Annotated in this window: 18 protein-coding genes; 8 read left to right on the top strand and 10 right to left on the bottom strand. The window is 56.1% G+C overall.

All coding sequences use genetic code 11. The features are described from left to right. The first annotated feature begins 86 nt into the window (after positions 1–86). On the top strand, positions 87–506 hold the full coding sequence (locus H6F75_RS10050) for a hypothetical protein (protein WP_190751723.1): 420 nt from the start codon (positions 87–89) through the stop codon (positions 504–506). A gap of 70 nt (positions 507–576) precedes the next feature. Here the strand turns inward: H6F75_RS10050 and H6F75_RS10045 are convergent, their stop codons facing one another. Then, positions 577–1,536, bottom strand: a complete 960-nt coding sequence (locus tag H6F75_RS10045) for a 3'(2'),5'-bisphosphate nucleotidase (RefSeq protein WP_190751721.1) — start codon at positions 1,534–1,536, stop codon at positions 577–579. Between the two features lie 54 nt (positions 1,537–1,590). Then, positions 1,591–2,451 carry a PfkB family carbohydrate kinase gene (locus H6F75_RS10040; protein WP_190751719.1) on the bottom strand — a complete coding sequence of 287 codons (861 nt, stop codon included), beginning with the start codon at positions 2,449–2,451 and terminating at the stop codon, positions 1,591–1,593. Between the two features lie 143 nt (positions 2,452–2,594). On the opposite strand from H6F75_RS10040, the gene H6F75_RS10035 reads away from it, so the two are divergent. Then, positions 2,595–2,780, top strand: coding sequence for a hypothetical protein (locus H6F75_RS10035; RefSeq protein WP_190751717.1), 186 nt, complete (start codon positions 2,595–2,597; stop codon positions 2,778–2,780). After that, positions 2,780–4,024, top strand: coding sequence for an MFS transporter (locus H6F75_RS10030; RefSeq protein ID WP_190751773.1), 1,245 nt, complete (start codon positions 2,780–2,782; stop codon positions 4,022–4,024). The genes H6F75_RS10035 and H6F75_RS10030 overlap by 1 nt, the downstream gene beginning before the upstream one ends. 68 nt (positions 4,025–4,092) lie before the next feature. Here H6F75_RS10030 and H6F75_RS10025 read toward each other — a convergent pair whose 3' ends face one another. The 3 genes from H6F75_RS10025 to H6F75_RS10015 all read right to left on the bottom strand — a co-directional run bounded on the left by H6F75_RS10025 (position 4,093) and on the right by H6F75_RS10015 (position 5,411). After that, positions 4,093–4,434, bottom strand: coding sequence for a type II toxin-antitoxin system PemK/MazF family toxin (locus tag H6F75_RS10025; protein WP_190751714.1), 342 nt, complete (start codon positions 4,432–4,434; stop codon positions 4,093–4,095). Between the two features lie 15 nt (positions 4,435–4,449). Continuing rightward, complete coding sequence (locus H6F75_RS10020; protein ID WP_190751712.1) at positions 4,450–4,701, bottom strand: AbrB/MazE/SpoVT family DNA-binding domain-containing protein; 252 nt, start codon at positions 4,699–4,701, stop codon at positions 4,450–4,452. Positions 4,702–4,802: 101 nt separating this feature from the next. Beyond that, positions 4,803–5,411, bottom strand: coding sequence for an Npun_F5749 family FMN-dependent PPOX-type flavoprotein (locus H6F75_RS10015; RefSeq protein ID WP_190751710.1), 609 nt, complete (start codon positions 5,409–5,411; stop codon positions 4,803–4,805). A 200-nt stretch (positions 5,412–5,611) separates the two neighbouring features. Between H6F75_RS10015 and H6F75_RS10010 the strand changes: the two genes are divergently transcribed. After that, positions 5,612–7,201: an Hsp70 family protein gene (locus H6F75_RS10010; RefSeq protein ID WP_190751708.1), complete on the top strand. Its 1,590-nt coding sequence runs from the start codon at positions 5,612–5,614 to the stop codon at positions 7,199–7,201. 20 nt (positions 7,202–7,221) lie between these two features. Then, positions 7,222–8,250: a dihydroorotase gene (pyrC, locus tag H6F75_RS10005; RefSeq protein ID WP_190751706.1), complete on the top strand. Its 1,029-nt coding sequence runs from the start codon at positions 7,222–7,224 to the stop codon at positions 8,248–8,250. A 142-nt stretch (positions 8,251–8,392) separates the two neighbouring features. Here pyrC and H6F75_RS10000 read toward each other — a convergent pair whose 3' ends face one another. Beyond that, on the bottom strand, positions 8,393–10,165 hold the full coding sequence (locus tag H6F75_RS10000; RefSeq protein WP_190751704.1) for a P-loop NTPase fold protein: 1,773 nt from the start codon (positions 10,163–10,165) through the stop codon (positions 8,393–8,395). After that, positions 10,162–10,356 carry a P-loop NTPase fold protein gene (locus H6F75_RS09995; RefSeq protein WP_190751702.1) on the bottom strand — a complete coding sequence of 65 codons (195 nt, stop codon included), beginning with the start codon at positions 10,354–10,356 and terminating at the stop codon, positions 10,162–10,164. The genes H6F75_RS10000 and H6F75_RS09995 overlap by 4 nt, the downstream gene beginning before the upstream one ends. 260 nt (positions 10,357–10,616) lie before the next feature. On the opposite strand from H6F75_RS09995, the gene trmFO reads away from it, so the two are divergent. From trmFO to H6F75_RS09980, 3 genes are all read left to right on the top strand, one after another. Next, positions 10,617–12,002: an FADH(2)-oxidizing methylenetetrahydrofolate--tRNA-(uracil(54)-C(5))-methyltransferase TrmFO gene (gene trmFO, locus H6F75_RS09990; RefSeq protein WP_190751700.1), complete on the top strand. Its 1,386-nt coding sequence runs from the start codon at positions 10,617–10,619 to the stop codon at positions 12,000–12,002. A 131-nt stretch (positions 12,003–12,133) separates the two neighbouring features. Continuing rightward, on the top strand, positions 12,134–12,382 hold the full coding sequence (locus H6F75_RS09985; protein ID WP_190624779.1) for a hypothetical protein: 249 nt from the start codon (positions 12,134–12,136) through the stop codon (positions 12,380–12,382). Between the two features lie 311 nt (positions 12,383–12,693). Continuing rightward, positions 12,694–13,365, top strand: a complete 672-nt coding sequence (locus tag H6F75_RS09980; protein WP_199303858.1) for a PD-(D/E)XK nuclease family protein — start codon at positions 12,694–12,696, stop codon at positions 13,363–13,365. Between the two features lie 61 nt (positions 13,366–13,426). Here H6F75_RS09980 and H6F75_RS09975 read toward each other — a convergent pair whose 3' ends face one another. From H6F75_RS09975 to H6F75_RS09965, 3 genes are all read right to left on the bottom strand, one after another. After that, positions 13,427–14,602, bottom strand: coding sequence for a benzoate/H(+) symporter BenE family transporter (locus H6F75_RS09975; protein WP_190751698.1), 1,176 nt, complete (start codon positions 14,600–14,602; stop codon positions 13,427–13,429). A gap of 143 nt (positions 14,603–14,745) precedes the next feature. Then, positions 14,746–15,585 (bottom strand): AraC family transcriptional regulator, encoded by an 840-nt coding sequence (locus H6F75_RS09970; RefSeq protein ID WP_190751696.1) that lies wholly within the window; start codon positions 15,583–15,585, stop codon positions 14,746–14,748. Positions 15,586–15,874: 289 nt separating this feature from the next. Next, positions 15,875–19,405 (bottom strand): LamG-like jellyroll fold domain-containing protein, encoded by a 3,531-nt coding sequence (locus H6F75_RS09965; protein ID WP_190751695.1) that lies wholly within the window; start codon positions 19,403–19,405, stop codon positions 15,875–15,877. Between the last annotated feature and the right edge of the window lie 376 nt (positions 19,406–19,781).

Genomic DNA, 19,781 nt, shown 5'->3' with positions numbered 1-19,781 from the left:
GACTTAATGTTGAGACACATAATCCTAGGCTGGGGTACTAGGGGGTTACAAAATTTCTATAGATGTATTCATGGGAGTTCTCGACTATGACGACACTGCCCCCCAGTCAAGACATTGAGCGGTTAAGGGTGCTGGCGGTGCTGCACTATGTGGTGGCGGGGCTGGTGCTGGCTTTTGCGCTACTGCCGCTGGTGTTTGTGGCGATCGGAGGGGCGGTGCTGCTGGCTCCTGAGAGTATGGTCAGCGGCGATAGTGAGCTGCCACCCTTTGCGGCAGGGCTGACTTTTTTGGCGCTTGGGCTGGCGCTGTTTCTCTACGGGCTAGTGCTGGCGATCGCGCTCATTGTCTCAGGCGGCTGTTTGCGACGACATAAGCACTACTGGTTCAGCTTTATAGTGGCCTGCGGGGCGCTGCTGTTTACGCCCCTGGGCACGGTGCTGGGGGTGGCGACGCTGGTGGTGCTGCTGCAAGAGTCGGTGCGCGAGCTACACGGGGTTTCTTTCTAAAGGTCGGGTACCTGGGACAAAGCTAGGGACTGTGTCAACGTCCCAAAGGCACCCGAACTCTACAAGAGACTCAACTTAGGGCTTTGAGCACCGTGTCGTGAATTGCGCCGTTGCTGGCAACGACACCAGGGTTGTTGGGGAAGCGGGCGGCACTGGCAAAGTCTAAGGGCTTGCCGTGCATGTCGGTGACGCGGCCCCCGGCTTCTTCGACCACCAGCACTCCGGCGGCGTGGTCCCAAATTTTTTCGCGGTAGTCGGGGGTTTTGGGAGATGGCAGGCGCAGGTAGAGGGCGGCTTGGCCTGCGGCCACAGCGGCGTATTTAGCCTGACTATCCATGCGAATGGAGGGAGTGGTGATGCCTACGGCCTGGGCCACCTGCGCTTGCTGGCTGAGGTCGCCGTGGCCCGACTCGACACTTTCGACCAGGCGCAGGCGGTCAACATCGTCAGCAGCGGTAACCTTCACCGGCTGGGGATTGCCGCCCGTCAGGGACATCATCACGGTGCCTTCACCGCGTACGGCGGCAAAGAGCAGCCCGGTTTCCCCGCCGTCAAAACTGAGGAAGGGGCAGCCGAGCACCCCCACTTTGATGTCGCCATCAACGACTAGAGCCAGGGCGATCGCATATTGGTCGCCGCGCAAAAAGCCTTTGGTGCCGTCGATGGGGTCGAGGGTCCAGTAGCGGGGGGCGACATCGCCATTGCCGTGGTCAATCCAGCTCAACACATCGCTGTCGGTAGCGCTGGGAATGGCGTTCTGCACCTGTTCGGTAACGGCAGCGAGCACGGCGGCGGTTTCGGGCTGGCGCAGGTCGGTAGTGTCTTCTTCACCCACTACCGGGTCGCTGGGGAAGGCTTCGGCCAAAGCTTTACAGATCAAGGCCTGAGCCCCGTAGTCAGCGATAGTGACGGGGCTCTTGTCGTTTTTTTCAATGGCGGCGGGGACGAGGCCCTGGCGCACGGCCTCACAGAGCTGAGCAGCTTGAATGACGGCGGCGATCGCGGTTTGTTTTTCCTGGTCGTAGGGCATGGGTGGATGAGTGGATGGGTGGGAGGGGGGATGGGTGGGGATTACAAGAGAGCACTATAGCTGGTGGTGGGCCGTGGCGATCCAGGTGCGGGGGCCGAAGTGGCGGCAGCTTTGGGTGGCGATTTGGGCGGCCTGGGTGAGGGCGTTGGGGAAGGGGGCACCTAGGCGGTAGTGGCAGAAGGCTCCGTGGAGGATGTCTCCGGCTCCTAGGGTGTCTTGGACGGTGACTTGGGGGACAGGTAAGGTGCCCGCTGTGCCGCGATCGCGAAACTGAATGGGGCTGGGGCCGTGGGTGGTGGCGACTTCGGGAATGCCTAGGGCGCTGAGGGCGGCCAAGGTGTCAGGTTGACTCGGCAGCTGAAATTTGGCGGCGGCAATGACGCTGGTGGCAAGGGGTAGGATGCTATCGAAGCCGGGCTTCCAACTGCCTGCGTCGATGACTATGGGGATGGTTTGAGACTGGGCGGCGATCGCAATGGCATGACTAGCAGCCATCTGATGGCCGTCGACTAGGACGACATCGACATCAGTAAGCAAATTCTCTGGGATTGCAGCGGGGTCGGCCTGTCGCCCGACAGCATTGCGAGAGACAACAGCGCGATCGCCGGTGGCAGCGGTAACGAGAATTGTAGAGAGCGGCGGTGGCGATCGCAGCTGAGTCGTGAGATCTACCACCTCAACGCCGTAGGTTGCCAAGTCGGCTCGAATTAGATCGGCCAGGGGATGTTGACCCAGGGCACCGGCCAGCCTAGCTTGATTGCCCAGAGCGGCAAAGGCGATCGCGGCGTTGGTGGCGGGTCCGCCCGCCACCAGCAGGCTCTCCTCAGCGACGAGTTTTTCATCGCTGCTGGGCACGTGATCGACGCGATAGATGCAGTCGAGGGTGATCAGCCCCACAAAAAGTCCAGTGGCCACGGTGATATTTCTCTCAGCAGATTCTAATCGGCGGCGACAAGCAGTACTCTCCACAGCATAGGTCTAGCCCTGCGTGTAAGGTAAGTAATGCGATCGCCCCAGCTTTCGCCCGCTTGCTGATTTTTTTCGTTGGGTTACACAAAATGGCTGATTCGTTGCCGCTGGCCTATTTACCCATGTTCTTGCACTGCGTGATTGGGCTGGTGGCAGCCCAGGTGGCCCAGCGCAAGGGCTACGACCTGGGCCTGTGGATGGTTTGGGGCATGGTGGGCGGCACAGTGGCCCTGGTGGATGCCCTGCGGCGGCCCCAACATTCGTTGCCGCAATGATGGCATTCCTACAGCGCTGGCTCAAGGGATGGCTGCCCAACCTCGACCACCGAGTGTGGATTTTGGCGAGCGGACGGCTGCTATCGCAGGTAGGCATTGGCTTTACGCTGTTCTACGCGCCGATTTTCTTTACCGAGCAGGTGGGGCTAACGGCTACCCAGGTGGGCTTGGGGATTGGTCTCGGCTCAGTGGCGGGCATGGCCGGACGCTTTTTGGGCGGGTCGCTGTCTGATTCACCCACGGTAGGGCGGCGACCGACGCTGCTGGCGTCGGCCCTGGTATCGGCAGCGGCAGATGGAGTGCTGGTGCTGGCCAATGATTTCTGGGTATTTTTGGCAGGCAACCTGCTGATGGGGTTTGGCGTCGGGCTTTACTGGCCAGCGGCGGAGTCTGTGGCAGCAGACATCACGACCCCAGAGCAGCGTAACGAAGCCTATGCCCTGGTGCGCCTAGCCGACAATCTGGGTTTGGGGGTGGGGGTAATCGCCGGGGGGGCACTGATCTCGCTCACCGGAGCCTACCGGGCACTGTTTGCCATCGATGGCGTTACGTTTCTGCTGTTTTTTGGCATCATCTATGTCGCCATTGCCGAGACGCGCCCGGCGGGAAATGGGACGCGATCGCTCTTCCAGGGCTGGGGTCAGGCCCTCAGAGACACAACCCTGATGGTCTACGCCCTGGTCAACGTGCTGTTCACCGGTTATCTGGCGCAGATTCAGAGCACGCTGCCCCTTTATCTCAACCGGTTTGCGGGGGGCGAGCAGTCAGTCAGCGAGGGGACGCTGAGCCTGCTGTTTACGGGCCATGTAGTGCTGGCGGCGATCGCCCAGTTGCCTATGGCTCGATGGCTCAACCACTATCGCCCCGCCCAGGGGTTAATGGTGTCGGCGCTGCTGTGGGGGCTAGGGTTTGGCCTGGTGTGGCAGTCGGGAACAGGAGGCTTGCCGCTGGTGTGGAGCGGGCTGGCTTTGGGGGTAATGGCGCTGGCCATGGTGGCTTATACGCCAATTGGCTCGGCGCTGGTGGCGGCGATCGCCCCTGAACCCCTGCGCGGCGTCTATCTATCGGTAAACTCAATGTGCTGGGCCGTGGGCTACCTGATCGGTCCACCCGTGGGCGGCTGGGCTCTCGATCAGGGAGAGGCAGCAGCCCACAGCTTTTGGCTAGGGTTAATGGTGACGGTGGTGCCCGCTCTGGCGGTGTTGATGTGGCTCGATCGCCGTCTGCGCCGCCGGGCTAGCTAAGCGAGCGCAACTACAAAAGGAACGGCTCCCCAGCCACTTTATATTTCTTGCGCTAGTCAGGGATTAAACTATCCGCCAATAATTAGGTTTAGGGTTGCCACCACTTGATCAACCACCGAAGGCGGTAGGCAGTCTTCGGTACTTCGCCACCAGCGCTGACTCAAATCTAACGTGCGCACCTGTTCCGCAATTACAGATCCGCTGACCTTAAACCCTGGTGGTATCAAAATTAAGGTCTTAATCTCCGGCTTCACGGTGCTAATAATTGGTGAAACAATGGCAATACCGCCCCTGGAAGCATTAAATACTGTCTGGCTCAAAACCAAACATAGGCGAGCGTCTCCCATCTGTTCTCGGCCTTGGGTGGGGTTCAAATTTACGCGAATTACTTCACCTCGGCGAAGCTGCATCACCGTTCTCCTGAGCTACAGCAGCTCTTGCCCTTGGGCAAGACCATCGACAAAATCGTGAACATCATCGGAGTATCGAAAATCATCAGGAATACTAGCTAACAATTCATCCAGAGTTATCGCCACCAACTTTTTGCGAATCACCAGCGCCCCATCTACCTCTAAAATCTCCACTGTAGAGTTTTCATCCCACCCAAAGCTTTCCGCCAAGCGATGGGGAATGCGCAAACCAAGACTATTGCCCCATTTCTTCAGCTGAATATCCATCCCGTTAGCCCAAAATTATACTTTGTATAACATCTTAACGTCTCGGCAGCGGAGCAGATCTCCTGCATTGCTCTCAGGTTCTGATTAATACCAATGGGAGGTTAAGGATTTACCGCTTTGACTTGCCAGGTGCCGTCGGGTTGGTGGTCGTAGAGGGTGCGGTTTTGGGGTTCGCCACGCAGCTCTAGGTGGTCAACTTGGTTAGGCTCTAGCAGCACTAGACAGAATTCAGCGGGGGGCGTTGCCTGAATTTCTTTGGGCGAGAAGTCGGCCTCGGCATTGCGAGGCTGGGCCGGATGGGGCCAGTAGAACTGCTGGCGAGCGTTTTCGGAGAGAGCTTCCCAAGAATTCTGCCGGGCTTGCGATAGGGCGGCATCGGCCTCAGCAGTCACTACCTGGATGGAGCCTGCCAGGCGAAACTGCTCGCGAGTGTCGGTGAAGTACCAGCAGGCTTCGGCCCAGGGGTGAGCGGCGATGTCGGTGACCTTAGCGCTGCGCTGATCGGTGATCAGGGTGAGGGTGTTGCTGTCGGGCGACCAGCCGCGAAATACTACGGTGCGATTGGCGGGGCGGCCCATGGGGGTAACGGTGGCGAGCTGAAAATAGCGGCTGTAAGGGCGGCTGCGGTTGCGGTGCAGAGCGCGGGCGAGGGGGCTGCGCCAGGGCGCTAGGACCGAAGTTTTTGAAACAGAGGAATCAGAATCAGACATACTTGCTTGAGAGACTGACTTTTGGTGGTGGCAGAATGCGGGGTAGGCCCTTCTAGTAGAACGCTTGCTGAGTGAGCTTGCAACTATGACTGCCGCCATGCTGTTGCCAACTGCGGATGGAGGAGCCTTGAGCTAGACGCACTGCACCGAGCGACACCCACTCCCGGTAGGATGGGTAGCACCGTGTTTTTTCTAAAACCATGGCTATAGCGGTTGATTTTGGCACTAGCAATACCGTCGTTGCTCGCTGGAACCCAGTTTCTGAAAGTCCAGAGACGGTAGCGCTACCGGGGCTGAGCTTGAGCTTGGCAACGGTGCCGCCGCTGGTGCCCAGTTTGGTCTATGTGGAGAAACCCCAGGCCGATGGGGTAGTGGTGGGGCAGGCGGTGCGCGATCGCGGCCTCGACATCCCCACCGATCCTCGATTCTTTGCTAACGTCAAGCGCGGCATTGGTACGCCGCTACAGGGGTTTCTGCCCGATATTGATGGGGAGGCGCTCTCCTTTGAGCAGTTGGGGGAGTGGTTTCTGCGATCGCTCTTGACCCAGGTGCGCGCCGTGGCTGGGGAAGACGATAGCCTGGTGCTGACGGTGCCAGTGGATAGCTTTGAGGCCTATCGTCTGTGGCTGGGGGATGTGGCCACCGCGCTGGATTTCAAAGAAGTGCGGCTGCTCGACGAGCCCACCGCCGCCGCGCTGGGCTACGGGCTGACGGGAGAGCAAACCCTGCTGGTGCTCGATTTTGGCGGCGGCACGCTGGATTGGTCTCTGGTGCGGCTGGTGGCCCCGGCCCAAAAGCAACCGGTGGGTTTTTTGCTCAAGTGGCGGGGGCAGGGAGCGGAGCAGACCAGCGCTCAAAAGCCCGAGGTGGCGCGGGTGCTGGCCAAGGCGGGCGAAAACCTGGGCGGGGCCGACATTGACCAGTGGCTCGTGGATTATTTTCAGACCCAGGGCATTTCTGGGGGGGCGGTGGTGCAGCGGCTGGCGGAGCGACTGAAGATTGCGCTGTCGGAGCAAACTGAGGCGGCGGAAGCCTACTTCGACGACGAAACCTTTGACACCTACGACCTGGCCCTCACCCGCGACCAGTTTGAGGAGATTCTCACCCAGAACCAGTTTTTTGAGCGGCTGGAGAAGGGACTGACCCAGGTGCTCCAGCAGGGGCAGCGCCAGGGCATTGACTCAGATGCGATCGACGCGGTGCTGCTGGTGGGGGGCACAGCACAAATTCCGGCGGTGCAGCGGTGGGTGACGGAGCGGTTTGGGGCCGAGCGGGTGAGGTGCGATCGCCCCTTCGAAGCCGTGGCCCAGGGAGCCCTACAGATTGCCCAAGGCCTAGCCGTCGAAGATTTTCTCTACCACAGCTACGGCATTCGCTACTGGGATAGGCGCAACAATTGCCACAGCTGGCATCCCATTCTCAACCAGGGGCAGCCCTACCCGATGTCTGCCCCAGTCGAGATTACTCTGGGAGCTTCGGTGGAAAAGCAGCCCAGCATTGAGCTAATTGTGGGCGAACTGGGCTCGGCCAGCACCCAGACAGAGGTGTACTTCGAGAACGGTCGCCTGGTGACGCGCCAGCTCAGCGGTGATGCCCCCTCGGTGCAGCCGCTAAACGATCGCGAAGGGGCGCGCACCATTGCTCAGCTCAACCCGCTGGGGTTTCCGGGCAGCGATCGGGTGCGGGTGCTGTTTCGAGTCGATCGCGATCGGCTGCTGCGGATCACAGTCGAAGACATTCTCACAGGCAACACGCTGTTGGATAATGAGGCCGTCGTGCGGCTGAGCTAGGTCTGCTTTAGGATGAGACGATGGAAACATTGACCCTGACTCGACCCGACGACTGGCACCTGCATTTGCGCGACGGCGAGGCGCTGAAGGCGGTTTTGCCCCACACGGTGCGGCAGTTTTCTCGGGCGATCGTGATGCCCAACTTGAAGCCGCCGGTGCGCACCGTGGATGAGGCGGCGGCTTACCGCGATCGCATTCTGGCGGCGGTGCCAGCGGGCCAGCAGTTTGAGCCACTGATGACCCTCTACCTCACCGACAACACTCGCCCCGAAGAGATCATGGCGGCCAAGGCGGCTCAGTTTGTTAAAGCGGTGAAGTATTACCCCGCTGGGGCGACTACGAACTCGGATGCTGGGGTTACCGAGATCAGCCGGTGCGATCGCGTCTTTGAGGCAATGCAGCAGGTCAACATGCCGCTACTGCTCCATGGGGAGGTAACCGACTCTGCGGTTGACATGTTCGACCGCGAGAAAGTGTTTATTGAGAAGCACTTGATTCCGCTAAAGCAGCGATTTCCTCAATTGCGTGTGGTGCTGGAGCACATTACCACCTCAGAGGCGGTAGAGTTTGTGCTGGCAACCGACAATATTGCGGCGACGATCACTCCTCAGCATCTATTGTTTAACCGCAATAGTTTGTTTCAAGGAGGCCTGCGGCCCCATTACTACTGCCTGCCCATTTTGAAGCGCGAAACCCACCGGCAGGCGCTTTTGCAGGCGGCTACTTCGGGCAATCCGAAGTTTTTTTTGGGCACCGATAGCGCCCCCCATCCTCGTAATGGCAAAGAAAGCGGCTGTGGTTGTGCGGGGTGTTTTTCGGCGTTGCATGCTATGGAGCTATATGCAGAGGCGTTTGAGAGTGTTGACGCCCTCGACAAGCTGGAAGCGTTCGCTAGCTTTTATGGGCCAGACTTTTATCAGCTGCCAAGGAACAGCGATCGCATTACCCTGAGCAAAACTACCTGGCGCATTCCCGATGAGCTGCCCTTTGTCGATGACGCGCTGGTGCCGTTGCGGGCAGGGGAAGCGATGACCTGGAAAATGACTTGACTCGGAAGATCTGCTGAGGAAAGATCCCTTCGCCTCTAATTAAGGGTGATTACCCAATCCCCTTCTTAAGGATGTTAGGTAATCTATAGTCTGTAGCGTGTCTGCACTAGTTCGAGTAGAAATTCTTCCTGGTAACATTATCTCAATGAGTGAGGTCAACAGATTGCTTTAATAAATTTGAAAGTTCTTCGAGTTTATTAATGGCTGGCTCCAAATATTCTTTTGCAATTAGATTTAAGTTATATCCACTAGGTTTGTCATGCCTATTTTCGCACTCCTGCGTAAGTATTAACTTAACTTCTCGCAAAAAATCTAATTCTGAAATCAGATCACAGTTACCTGGGAAGGACTGAAATTTATATCTGTCTTTGATGGAATAGCCTACCAGAAGCTTGTCTTTGTTGCGGACAGACAGAATTGCATCAACAAAATTACGAGGATTAACTTCTGCCAGAATAGGTATATTATGATACTGCTTTTCTTGAATCTCTGAAGAATCATACATATGCCCCAGGCTGATTTTTCTCCAAAATTTGCCTGGGTTCTCAATTAAAATGCCTAAAAGCTCTAAAGCTTCTTCTGACAGATTTGCCTTGGATGCACTAGAAAGTTTTTCCTTAAAGTAGGAGAAAATCTCTTTAAATTGAGGTGTTTCGTGTGCTGCAAAAACCAAATTATCCCAATTGTCAGAGAGATTCATGTCGGAATAGTTCTTGAGAATTCCTTGTTCATCTAAATAATCAATATAATTCTTTGAATCAGCAACAATCCAATCAAGGCTTTCTTGAAACAAGTCTAGTTTGGAAAGCCTTAGAAAAATTCCGCTCACGTGAATTACTTTAGGAGGAATTTCGTATGTCCTACTTCTCCAATCCCTGATTACAGAACTCAACAAGTTTGTAAATCTGTCATCTTCTATTTCTCTATAGTGATAAAGCTGAATCCATTCCTCTGTGTTTTCTTCGGCAAAGTACTCGCTTTTTTCAATGGCATCAAATATTTTACTTTCTTCTAGATAACCGTTCTGCAAAAATTGAATCCAATTATCTGCTCCTAATATAGAATATTTGTATCGCAGAAACGAATACTTGTCTATGCACGCATCAATAGGACGAGAGTTAGCTGTTTTTTCGTTTTTACTTTTTTGGTATAAGCGAAATGGGAACATTTCTATATCTCGAATGTCTTCTGGAATGATTCGACCAGACCTAACCTCGAAAAATAGTGCAAGAAAAGTCATTAGAATGTCATCAAGCAGCTCTTTTTTTGTGGAAAAATAATTTAATCCCTGCAAAAACAATCTTTCAAAGTCCCAGAGCGAGTGCTGAATAAATCTTAAATTTTTATCTCCAGAGATTTCAAGAATATCTAAGATTAGATTTTTTCTTTCAGCTAGATAGCTTCTTAAAAACTTGTCTTTAACATTATTGATAAAAACATCAGTCACTTGCTCAAAATTGACTGAAATTTGAAAACTTTTCCCAATAACTTTCTCTTTAATCTTTCTGTATTTAGAATCTTTAATCTTGTTCGAATTTTCTGATTCAACAGTTATTTTGTCAACTTCATTCTCATGGGCAACTAGAACTGACTTAACCTTTTGATGTTCAACCAAAAGGTTAATGTATCCCAAAATTGCTTCTATTTCTATTCTGCATCTTTCAAGATCATCAAATATTATGAAGTAGTCGCTAGATTTTTCAGAGGAACCATCGGATACGGCCTCCAAAAATGCAGTATTTATACTGCCATCGTTACTTGAGTCTTTGTCAAAATCCAAGTCTAACCGAATGCTTGATCTAAGAATACCTTTAAAGAGTTTGCTTGCTAAAACAAAACCTTTTGATGCTCTAAATGGATGTAGTTGCCCAAAGATCTGGTCTTCTATTTCTGCGAATGATGTTAATCCATTCAAGCTAACGTAAACAAAGCGAACTTTTTTTCTTTTCCATTCCTTAATTCTTCGAAATCTTTGTAATACTGTTTGATAAACCATGTTTTGCCAGTTCCCCAGTCACCGCTTATCATTACGGCAAAGTTTGCATCAAATTCAGGAGCAAAATAATAATTTAGGTAATCTTCAATATGTTTATTATTAGATGTCATGAAAATTCCCGAATTACTCTATGTCAAGAATACTATAATTTTTCGAGTCATTACTTGCGATTATCAAGTTCTATAGAAAGACACCTTTTTATAGCCACTACCCCATGACTTCAATGAGCCATCGGAAGGTTTGAGGATTACATGTGATGAGTTTAATCTTCTTAGATACTCATGCATTCTTCGGCTATCCGAAGAATTGAAACGCCTTTAACAGGCTAGAACCCGTTATCCTAGAAAAGCTGAGTTTTGAGGGCTACGCAGTGCAAACCCCAGACCCCATTCATGTGATCGGCGGCGGGCTGGCCGGTACCGAGGCCGCCTGGCAGATTGTCCAGGCCGGGGTGCCCGTGGTGCTGCACGAAATGCGTCCCCAGAAGAAATCCCCTGCCCACCACAGCGAGCATGTGGCCGAGCTAGTGTGCAGCAACTCCTTTGGGGCAATGGCGAGCGATCGCGCCTCGGGTTTGCTCCACGAAGAGCTGCGCCAGCTCGGCTCAGTGGTCATCGGCAAAGCCGACCAGCACCAGGTACCTGCGGGCGGTGCTCTGGCGGTCGATCGCGGCATCTTTAGCCAAGACCTAACCGAAACCCTAGAGCGTCACCCGTTGATTGAGCTACGGCGCGATGAGGTGACGAGCATTCCCGACGATGGCATTGTGGTGCTCACCACTGGCCCCCTGACCAGCGATGCGCTGTCGGTCGAGCTAGAGCGGTTTACCGGCCAGGGCTACATGAGCTTTTTTGATGCCGCCAGCCCCATTGTGGTGGGCGACAGCATCGATCAGTCGGTGGCGTTTATGGCCTCTCGCTACGACCGAGGCGAGGCCGCCTACCTCAACTGCCCCATGAACCGAGAGCAGTACCTGCACTTTTGGACTGAGCTGTGCAACGCCGAGCAGGCCGAACTCAAGGATTTTGAGCGCGAAACAGCTAAGTTTTTTGAGGCCTGTCTGCCGATTGAAGAAATGGCGCGGCGTGGCGAAGACACCATGCGCTACGGCCCACTCAAGCCCGTGGGGCTATTTGACGCGCGCCTAGGCGATTTCAAAGACCCAGAGAATAAGAGCAAGAAACCCTACGCCGTGGTGCAGCTGCGTCAGGAAGACAAAAGCGGCCAGCTGTGGAACATGGTGGGCTTTCAAACGAATCTGCGCTGGGGCGAACAGTCGCGAGTGTTTCGCCTCATTCCGGGTTTGGAGAATGCCGAGTTTGTGCGCATGGGGGTGATGCACCGCAACACGTTTTTGAATTCGCCGGAGCTGCTGCACAACACGCTGCAATTTAAGGCGCGGCCCACGCTGCTGGCGGCGGGGCAGCTGGTGGGCACCGAGGGCTACACGGCGGCGGTGGCCGGGGGCTGGCTGGCGGGAACCAATGCGGCCCGTCTGGCCCAGGGCCAAGAGCTGCTAAGTTTGCCGGTAACGATGATGCTGGGGGCGCTGATCGATTTTATTACCTCGGCGGAGCCCAAGCACTTTCAACCAATGCCGCCCAACTTTGGCATTTTGCCGCCGCTGCCGGTGAAGGTGCGCAACAAACGGGAACGCTATGGACAGTACCGCGATCGCGCCTTTAACGATCTCCATACCTGGGCCAGCGAGCATGGTCTTGATTTGGTTCAGAGTTCGCTGATGGCTACGGCCTAAGCAAGGCAGTAGCTCTAATTCCTAGGGTAGATTTGCAATAATCTTCGTTGCAAAAACCCAATGGGCTAGGCTATCGTGTCTAAGATTAAAGGAAAATCTAGTTTTGTTTAAGAGAAGGTTATTTATGCCCTATGGCCTATTCTGGCTCTGCTAACAACCGACGCGATTTGGACGGATTTATTTCTCCGAAAAGCTCTTATTACGGTACGTTTTCGCCTCAACACCTTGTGTTTAACGCCAACCTACAAGAGTTTGCTAACCGAGTTGGTTACATTTCGGGGTTACAAACTGGTGGCAAGCTCTCGCCCGATGAGGCTTTTGAGCAAATTCAATCGCTGTATAAGCAGCTCAAACAAACTAAACAAGGTTTAGAAATCTAGGCGTCAAGGTTTGCATAGAAACCCTTGACCAAGGATATGTTTAAGCTAAAGCGATCGCTGCTGGCTTTCTGACCTAGGCGATCGCGTCAATGAACTATATGCGGGTGTCTTTAGCGCTAGAGACACCCGAATTTTTTAGCGTCTTAAGGTCTTGGCGTAAACCTAGACCAGAGCAATCACCTGATCTCATATTGAGACTAGAATAGCTCTTATTTGGTCTTGAAAAAAGAATTGCGAAACTTGATATGAGATCGTGCCATCAGGAAGAGCGGGTTGGTGGCTACAATTTCAGCGTCACTACCAAATCGACTATGGTGCCTCAACTTCCTCGCTATGTGGCCAAACGGGTGCGCCGCGATCGCAAAATGCTCTACGAGGTGGAGGGGTGCTGCTACCCCGGTGTGACCACCGTGCTGTCGGCCACCAAGCCTCAGGAATCGCGGGATGCCCTGCAGCGCTGGCGGCAACGGGTCGGGGTTGAAGCTGCCCAACAGATTTCGGGCAAGGCGTCTTCGGCGGGTACGCGGTTGCACAAACAGATCGCGGCCTACCTGAACGGCGCAACGGTAGAGATTCCGACTGATTTGGCAGGCTATTGGGAGTCAGTCTTGCCGGTGCTGGATCAGGTAGATGAGGTGCTGTTGGTGGAAGGGGCGGTGTGGCATCCGGTGGGGTTTGTGGGCATTCCGGATGCGCTGGTGGTGGTGAAAGGTGAGCTGCACCTGTGCGACTGGAAAACGGCGCTGCGACCCAAGCAACCCCAGTGGTTGGGGGATTATTTTTTGCAAATTGCGGCCTATCGAGAGGCGGCTCATCAGGTCTATGCAGATTTTGGGCTGGCGGTGCAAAAGGGACTGGTGGCGATCGCCCTGGCCGATCAACCGGCCCAGCTGTTTGAGGTTTCGCTGGATGATATGGATGGCCACTGGCAGCAGTTTGAGCGACGGTTGAGGGAGTTTGAGCGGCGGCGGTTGAGGGGGTAGGGGAGTGGGAGGGGAAGAGGGTGGATGGGTAGATGGGTAGATGGGTAGATGGGTAGGGGGTTTAGTTGCGGTGGGTGGTTAGGAGGAGGGCGAAGACTCCGGCGATTAGGCCCCAGAAGGCGGAGCCGATGCCGAGGAGGGTGATGCCGGAGGCGGTGACGAGGAAGGTGATGAGGGCGGGTTCGCGCTGGGTTTCGTCGCGTAGGGCGGTGAAGAGGCCGTTGCCGATGGTGCCGAGCAGGGCTAACCCGGCGATCGCCAGTACCAGTTCTTGCGGAAAGGCGGCGAATACTGCGGCGACGGTGGCTCCGAAGAGGCCGATGAGTAGATAGAAGAAACCGGCGGCGATCGCGGCTACATACCGCTTATCAGGGTCTTCGTGGGCTTCGCGGCCCATGCAAATGGCGGCGGTGATGGCGGCCAAATTCAGCGCAAAACCTCCAAAGGGCGCCAGGATTACGTTGGCTGCTCCCGTCCAGCCAATGATGGGAGAGATGGGAACTGAGGTGTAGCCGGAAGCTCGCAGCACGGCGACTCCCGGAATGTTTTGGGAAGCCATGGTGACTATAAACAGCGGTAGGGCAACGCCGATGATGGCCCCGAGGGAGAACTGTGGGGCCATCAAAACGGGGCGGGCCAGTTGCAGGGTGACGGTATCAAATTGGATCAGGTTTTGCAGGGCGGCGATCACAATCCCCACCGCTAGCGCGCCCACCACGGCATAGCGCGGCTTCAGGCGGCGCATTGCCAGGTAGGTGCAAAACATGGCAAAGGTCATTGCAAACTGGGTTTGCATGGCGGTAAACACATCTAACCCAAAGCGCAGCAGCACCCCGGCCAGCATACCCGCCGCCAGCGATAGGGGAATGCGGTTCATCAACCGCTCAAACCAGCCGGTGAACCCGGCCAGGGTAATCAGCACTCCAGAGACCAAAAAGGCCCCGATTGCTTCGGCCATGGGCACCCCGACGGCGGAGGTGATCAGCAGGGCGGCACCGGGGGTAGACCAGGCGGTGACGACGGGGGCGCGGTAGCGCAGGGAAAGGCCAATGCAGGTGAGGCCCATGCCTAGGCCCAGAGCCCACATCCAGGAAGCGATTTCGGCTGGGGTGGCATTGAGTGCCTGGGCGGCCTGGAACACAATCACCGCTGAGCTGGTAAAGCCCACCAGTACGGTGACAAAACCCGCGATGATCGCTGAGAGAGAAATGTCGTTGAATATACCTTTCGCCACCATATTCTTCGCCCAAAGGTAGATCTTCCGCCGAATTCTGTTTGTTATTCTTGTGTTTGTAGGGGTGCAGCAAGCTGTACCCCTACGAGGTATTTACTCCCAATGAAAGTTTTTGAATTCGGATTGCGTAGTCAGCCTACCGAAGCTTAGGAGCCGTAGTCTTGGACAAAATTGCCCTGGCGGTACTGGCCGGGGGTGACGCCAAAGGCCTGCTTAAAGGCGCGATTGAGGTGGCTTTGGTCGTAAAACCCGTGGGCGATCGCAATATCAGCAATCGATTGGTCGGTGTGGAGCGACCGCTTGGCCTGCACTAGCTGCCAGTGGCGCTGGTAGCTGTGGGGCGGCAAGCCCACCTGCTGCCGAAAGCTGCGAATTAAGTAGAAGGGGCTGAGACCCGCCTGTTGGGCCAGAGTATCGATAGAAATGTTTTCGGTGTAGTGGGTTTCTAAGTAGGTTTGCACCTTGGCCAAAGCGCTATTGGGCGCTGGCCGCTGCCACTGGCGCTGTCTGTCGCCATAGCGATCGATTAAATGGGCCATCAACTCCAACAGTAGGGAGTCTCGCTCTAGCTGAAGCGCGGGCTGGCTGAGGGCGATAAACAATCGGTTGAACATGGCCTGCCCAACCGCGTCGGTGCTGGTCTGTAATGCGATCGCAAAGTAGGGCAGGCCCGGACACTCTAGCTGAGCCAAAATTTGCTGCATCTTTGGCACGCTGATGTAGAGGTTGCGAAAGCCCCAGCCAGCTTCGGCCTGCACCTGCCCAGTATGCACTTCGCCTGGATGGATCAGTTTGAAGCTGCCGGGGCAGGCATAGTGATGATCGCCTCGGTAAAAAAAGCCGCCCAAGCCCAAATGGGTGAAGCCAATGGTGTAGGCCTCGTGCATGTGCTTGGCAAAGGTATGGCGGTAGAGCTGGGCATTGAACAGCTCAATGCCAGGCAGGTTGGACTGCCACAATTGGGCAACTTCCGTTTTGGCGGCCATGTCATCTTATAGAGGGGAAGATTCTCTATTTAAGCGCAGTGGGATATTTCTCTGTTCTCTGCCCAAACCTCTTTGCCCTCTCCCCAAACCCCTCTCCCAAGTTTGGGAGAGGGGCTTTGAGCCATGCTGTCATTCGGGTTTCACGCTGTTTTACCCGAATGACAGGGGCGATCGCAGGGGTAAGGCCAAACGCCGTTTGCTTTGCAAAAGAGGATAGCTGAATAAAAAAAGCGATGACTGAATAGCCATCGCTGTTCCTGGAGTCTCTGTTGTGTTGTCTACTGTTGCCCTACTGCCCCTGGATTAGCTGAGTGGTGCGCACTTCGCCCAGCACCCGCTCGATGCCGCTGACCTTGAGGGTGCCGGCGTCTTCGAGGTTGGGGGCGGTGAGCCGCATGCCCTGGGCCATGGGAACGGTGTACTGGCTGCGGAGGGGTTTGTCGTTGACACGCCCTTCGTAGGTGACGGTGGCGTTAAAGGGGGCACCGTTGGAAACCACATCCAGGGTGTTGAGGCCGGGCTGAAGGTTGATCTTCAGCTCTTGGTTGGCCTCGGCGGGCACGTTCTCGACGGTGACTTTGACGAAGTCGTGCCCGGCCCCCAGCTTAGAAACTGCCGATAGAGTGTAGGTGTTGGCGTTTTGGGCCACAACTTTGAACTCGTTATCGACGGCTTGCAGGCGAGTGGCCGTCATGGTGAGGCGATCGCTGGCGCGAATAGCCCCGCCAATCTGCAACGCCTGCAAAGGACGCTTGAGGTAATAGTTCAGCCACCCGCTGTTGACGCCGCGCAGGGTGTGTACCCAGCTATCCAGGTCGGTGGGCTGCTGGGTGCGCTGGATGGCGTCGAGAACGGCGCGATCGCGGAATCGAGCCGCTCCAAGGTTGACGTTGAGGTTGGGGTTAACATTGGCAGACAGCGGCGTCCCCAGGTTGCGGCGCAGATCAGCATTGAGGCCCAAGTTGCTGACGTTGTTGAGCTGCACGTTGTCGAGGGGAACCAGGCGCGATCGTTTCGGTTGCATACCCAGCAGCAGCTCGCCTTTAATCGGGTTGTTGCCCGAGAAGCCAGGGAAGGGCACAAACTTGCCGGCTAGGTTCTCGACTTTGCGGGAGGTGTCTTTAAAGGCGTTGAGGTTGTTGCCGTTCTCGTCGGTGAGGCTGAGGGTTTCGGCGCTGTCACCCAAAATCAGCACCACGCCGCCCAGCAGCAGCATAATCGCATCCCACACGGGTGTCCGCTGGCGGTGGTTGAGCACCGAGAAGGGCATGTAGTGCAGGCGACCCCCGCTCCATTCGCCGCCTTCGTAGACACGGCCATTCTCATAGCGGAAGGTGTTGCGAGCCGGGTCAATGACAATGCGCCGGATGCTACTGCCCGAGTTGGGGTCAAACACATCGATCTGCATTTCGGTGCCGGTGTTGCGCCAGGCAATGGGCATGATGCAGTGAGGCGCGCCGGTAAAGTCATAGTTTTGCGACAGACAAATCACTGGGTTTAAGCCCCGATTGTGAGCATCCCAAGTGTCGTTAAAGACGCTGACCGGGTTGTGGGTTTTGCCGCTAAGAAACTGACCCACAAACCACCAAACCGCATCGGCCCCCACCTGGTAGGACTGGCGCACGTTAAAGTCGTTCTCGACCTCGGCCCAGTTGCCAAAGCGGTTGAGGGGGCGGCTGAGGCGGCTCATGTCTTTGTAGGCGTAGATGGCCTCGGTGGCCATGCCAAAGCAGTTGCCCCCGGCAGCGACGCCCTTCACCACCAGCTCGTAGAACAGCGCCTTGAGGCCATCGTCAATCAGGCCAAAGTCAAATTCCCAGTTGGGGTCAACATCGCCAAAGGCGGCGGCATATTCCCGAAAATCGACGGTGGGGGTGCCCCGATTGATGGCCGAGAAGAAGTCGAGGGGCGTGTTGGCCCCCAGCTGGGGCTTAATCGACCAGTCCATAAAGTTCATCCAGGGGCCAAAGTTGCTGGCCCTAAAGATGCCGTTGGCGTTGTCGCGCAGACCCCAGGCGTTGCGAATGTTGAGGTCTTTAGTGAAGCGGCCCAGCAAATCATCGTCGCCGCCAAACAGGTTGCCCGAGTCGCACTCCCAAATTTCGACCTGGAACTGCACATTGAGGTTGGGGTCGCCGGGCATCACCGCGTAGGGCACGTTGAAGTTGACGTCTTTGATGTTGGCGCTGCTGAAGTGCTTGTCGCCCTCGGGCAGTTTTTTGTCGTAGACGCGGTGGCCATTCACGGTGATGGCAATGCGGCAGTAGAGGTCGTTTTGGCCATCGACATCGAGAAAGTCGCGGTCTTCTTCTTTGGTGTCGACCCGGCCAATGAAGAACCGGAAGGGGTAGCAGACATGGAGCTGGCCGTTAAACCAGAGAATGCTGCCCTGCTGAAAGGTGTTGTAGCGGGCGGGGCCAGACACGCTGGGAATGTCTTCTTCGGACGAAGTGGGGAAGCCCAGCGCCCCTTGGAGACCACCGACTTCGAGGTATTTGCGGCGGATGTCACCGTAGATGATGTGAGCTCCAGTGGCTCCGCTCCAGTAGATCGTGCAGCTCTCAAAGTGGCTGACTTTGCCGAGCACTTGGCTGCCGCGGCGCACGTCGCTCTCGTGGCCGACGGGGAAGCCCCAGCGAGTAACACCCCCGGTGGCGTCATACTTGCCGAGAATGGAGCCGTGTACCTCAAAGGCGTTGGAGGCTCCACTGCGGTAATACATGCGGCCCCCCTGAAACTGCTGCATGACGCCGCCCGGCACAGCAGTTTGAGCGGCGGTGGGCAGACCGATCGCACTGCCACCTTCGCCCAGCATTTCGTAGTCGAGGTAGAGGCGACCGAGTACGGGCACCGCACCGGTTTGGGGCGACCAGTAAATGCAGCCCTGGGCAAAGACGCTCTTGCGCGACCCGGCTCGGCGACCGTTGATTTCGTCGCTGGCGGGGGCACCGAGGTTACGGCGCAGGTTCGAGTCGCCTTGGTAGAGGGCGTGGATAGAGCCGTGCATTTCAAAGGCGACACCGTGGGCGGCGGTGTAGGAAATCAGGCCGCCTTCGAAGGGCTGCACGTAGCTGGAGATGGCACTGTCGAAGTAAAAGTCTGAGACTTTATTGCCGAGGTTAAGTGTGGGCCGGATGGCGTTGTATTTGTGGGTGAGAAACCACTCGGGGGTAGAGCGCTTGGCGTCGAGGGCGGTTTCGAGTTCTACCGGAATGTCGCTGTAGACCTGCACGGCGGCAATGTCGCCCTTGAAGGACCAACGCAAGCCATCGACCCAGGAGCCAATCCACAGTTTGTCGCCAGTGCCCGTCTTGAGACCACCGTTGGGGAAGGCGGTGACGGCGTGGACGGTGCCATCGACCATGAGGGCGAGGGTGTCGAGGTCGTAGACGAGGCTGACGACGTACCAGGTGTTGAGGGTGAGGGCAACGCGGTTGGTGGTGTGGGCGATCGCCCAGTCGACCCGACTGTTGGCCACAGCGACGACTAGGTTGAAGCAATCGCTAGTGCCGCCAGGTTCTAGGAACATGGCAAAGGGTAGGGCAGTAGACTCGACCAGGTTTTGCCGGGTAGTGACGGGGCCGTTGGCCGAGAAGGCGACGCGAATGCAGAAGCGGTTGGGGGTGATAGCTCCTGGCGACAGGGTGGTTTGAATGGAAGCCCCGGTGTCGAAGTGGAGGGCTTTGTCGAGGGTGCCGAGGGCAGTTGCGCCTGGCCCAGTGGCTTCGGTGCAGTTGGTGAGGACGGCGGGCAGGGTGCCGTCGGGGTTAGCAAGGGTAGTGGCGCTGGTGAGGGAGTAGTTGACGACGAGAGCGGCCATGGAAAAATCTCCTTGGGTTGGCAAGTTCCTCAAAGGCTTTCGTTGAGGAGAATGGGTTGAAAGCCTTTGGGTGGCTAGGGTTGTAGATGCAGAAATGCTGGGCCAGGTCGCCCTCAAGCAGGGAATGATGCGTTTCCCTGTAGGCATTTCATAACCGAATCCTAGGTGCTGCGGAGGGGCGTTGCTAATTACCCGCGCGGGTAATCTTGGGCTCCCCTTCCTCCCAGCTTGGGAGGAAGGGGTTGGGGGATGGAGGGTAGAGTTGGCAGGGGAGAAACTTGCTCTACGTCGAGGTTTTCCCTCTCCCTAAATCCCTCTCCCAGGATTGGAGATGGACTTTAACACCTTTTCAGCCTTCGCTTAAGGGCGAGGGAAC

This window comes from Nodosilinea sp. FACHB-131, assembly GCF_014695395.1.
Classification (GTDB): Bacteria; Cyanobacteriota; Cyanobacteriia; order Phormidesmidales; family Phormidesmidaceae; genus Nodosilinea.
Note: the sequence above shows the minus strand (reverse complement) of the source record. Positions and strands in the feature narration are given on the sequence as shown.